Genomic DNA, 3071 nt, shown 5'->3' on the forward strand with positions numbered 1-3071 from the left:
TTGATTGGATCAAACTTTGTTTGACCCGCACACTGCGAAACTTTGTTCAGTTTTCAAAGTACCAACTGCGCCTTTGTGACGCAACGTTTTATATCTTACTCGCTTGTCTCTTTCTTGTCAACAAGTTTTCGATATTTTCTTTTTCGTGTCTCCGGCGAATTCCTTCTTCGCCGCGACAACAAATATTAGTATACTCGTTATTTCTGAAAGGTCAAATCGACCTTTTCATCCGGTTTATGCTGGGTACAGCCGGCAGAGTTGTAACATCTGCATCCCTCCTCCATCTTGCTTTCATTCCGCTTTCTCCCAGTCATCTTTTATGGCCCAGTTTTTTGTTCGTTTTTTGCCCATTTTGCCCGCAATTTTTTTAAAAATTTTCCCGCAAAAAAACGGACCCGCTCTGGGTCCGTCAAACAAACTATTCTAATTCAGATACGATCTGCTCCAGGCATTCCTTGGCTTCTTGGGGAAGCGGCGTCTTCGGATGCGCTTAATTGTAGCCGTTCAGCCAGTTGAGCCGGTCCTGCATCCTTGCCCGCAGGCGCTGCTTATATTCAGCTGAAGCCAGTTCCACCGAATAATCCGCCAGCGGCATGTAGCTGACCCCGGCAAAGCTGCCAAAGTCCCGCCACTCGTCACAGCCGTCTACCAAACGTTCAATGATTTCCAGGGTCAGCTCCTTGGGTATGTTTTTGCCGCAAAAGGCATCCGTATTCAAGACATAGCATTCCGCGCCCCGCTTGGTGAAAAGCTCCTTGAAATCGTCATAGTCGCCGCCAACTGGATAGGCTCTGAAAGGATCGGCAAAAGGCTCAATGACCAGGGTGTTCATGTCAAAGCCTTCCGGCAGGTTTTCAGCCGAAGTGCGCTTGGTTGCCAAAGTCAGGCCCAAGGTGGTGGCCAGGACCGGATCCGCCACCTTCAAAACCGGCGGCAGGGAATTGTCTTTCATGATCCAAAAGAGGGCGGTAATCGGGTTTTCTTCAACATCGACCCGGTTGGCCGAAGTGTAGCGGCTCTTGATCACCCGGCCGTTGTCGTTGCGCAGGTCCTCAGTAACCAGCACCTTGCGGCCGGCTTCATCCAAAGTGACTGCACAGTTCATTACGGTCGTGTAGTACTTGGTTTCGTGGTGGCCGGCCGGGTAGTCGTGGGTCTTGTCAAAATAGGCCGGCTCCAAGGCAACCGAGCTGCCGTCTTCTCTGGAAATGATAAAGGCGTCGTCATGCAAAACGGTGATATCGTATTTGCCGCCGTGATCCGCATGCGTCAAGGTTGATTTGCCCGACCCCGACAAGCCGTAAAAAGCAAAAACCTTGTCTTCCCGGTCAGCAAAGTGGAAGGCCTGCTCGCCCCCGTGGCAGGCCGCGTAGCCGTGCCGGTGCGCCAGGGCCCAGGCCAGAGTCAAAGTCCCCTTTTTCAGCTCGCCAAAATAGCGCAGGCCAAAAACCGCGGCGCAGTTGTGCGGCGCATCAAAAACTGCCAGCCCGTCCGGGTAGTCCGGATCCGTTACGTTCGGGTCAAAATAGAAATAAAGGTCGCCTTCATCATAGGCTCTGGACTTTTGATACATTTCAGCCGCTTTTTCATCAAAAAAACGGAAATTGAGCACATAGCTGAGCAGGTTGAAAGCCTGGTCTTCCGGCAGCATCAAGTGCGCCTTCAGGGTAAAAGACGGGTCCAGCCCCACCAGCACCGTAGCCTTCAGGTACTGCTGGTCATGGCCGGCGTAGATGTCCTCATACAAGCTGCTCGTCAAAGAAGCCGCGTCTTCATCGGGATCGTCGACAAAATGCCGCGCGGAGGCAGTTCTCCCCAAAACCCGGCCATGGTTGTAGACCAGCTGCTTGGCTCCGACCGGCAGGCCCAGGTCGCTGGTATGCAGGATCGGCAGGTCGGTTTCAATCACTCCCGGCTGCCGTTTGGCCAGCTCATAAGCCTCCGCCACACTCTTGACCTCATGCACGTTGTTGCCGTAAAAGGCAGATTCAATTATTGCCCGGACCCGGCTGAACTTGGCGTTCTTCTTGACCAGTTCGCCTTGCTTATAGCGTTCGCGTGTGCTCATCAATCTCTTCCTTTCATTATCACATCATTTATCATAAAGCGGTTTCAACCGTTTTCTCTTATCATAGCACATCCATGTGAACGCGTGAGCTTTCAATTGCTAATTTTTGGTAAAAAAATAAAACGCTCAGTTGAGCGTTTTATCAAAAGTTTCTTTGTCGGTTTAGTCAAATTGACGAACGAACTTGCTTGCCTGAATACCTGCTTGCCGGCCGAAGACAACAGTTTCAGCAACTGAGTTGCCGCCGATTCTGTTGTTGCCGTGCAGACCCCCGGAAACTTCACCGGCAGCGTACAGACCCTTGATGACCTCGTCATTGTTGTCCAGGACTTCAGTCTGCGGGTTGATGTGCAAACCGCCCATCGTGTAGTGGATGGCTGGGTGAATGTGGATGGCGAAGTATGGAGCGACAGAAATGTCACGGTCCATCCCCGTAGTCCGGCCGAAGGCAGCATCGTTTTGCCCCTTGACCGCTTCATTCCAGCTGGCAACCGTTGCCGTAAGGCCAGCGGCGTCAACGCCGATCTTGTCAGCCAGTTCTTCCAAAGTTGCGCCATGTTCTACCAGGCCGATGTGGTCGTAGAATTCAACCGCCTTGACGTGGTCGCGAACGCCTTGGTCAAAGATCAGGTAGGCACCGTCTTCATTCAAGTCAGTAATTGCCCCGGAAACAACCTTCCGCGTGTCCAGTTCGTTGATGAAACGCTGGCCGGCCTTGTTGACCAGGATGGCGCCTTCACCGCGGACTGCTTCGCCGATCAAGAAGGTCTTGTCGCCATCAGTCTGGGCAGTCGGGTGAACTTGAATGAAGTCCATCTGAATCAGCTTGGCGTTGACTTCTTCACCCAAAATCAAGCCGTCACCAGTTGCCCCGGCCTGGTTGGTCGTCTTGTAGCCTTCCAGGTCCGGACGGTACTTCTTGATGATTTCCTTGGAAGCGCCGAAGCCGCCAGTAGCCAGGATAACCGCCTTGGCCTTGACTTGCCGGCGGCCGTCTGGGCCG

Annotated in this window: 1 protein-coding gene and 1 pseudogene; both read right to left on the minus strand. The window is 52.9% G+C overall.

Annotated elements, in window-relative coordinates; all coding sequences use genetic code 11:
• Positions 1-418 precede the first annotated feature (418 nt).
• A pseudogene (locus lacNas_RS02460) lies at positions 419-2068 on the minus strand (phosphoenolpyruvate carboxykinase (ATP)).
• Positions 2069-2230: 162 nt separating this feature from the next.
• Positions 2231-3071, minus strand: an 841-nt coding sequence (locus lacNas_RS02465; RefSeq protein WP_201330997.1) for a flavocytochrome c, incomplete at its 5' end; no start/stop codon positions are given.

Source organism: Lactobacillus nasalidis (genome assembly GCF_016587775.1).
Taxonomy (GTDB): Bacteria; Bacillota; Bacilli; order Lactobacillales; family Lactobacillaceae; genus Lactobacillus; species Lactobacillus nasalidis.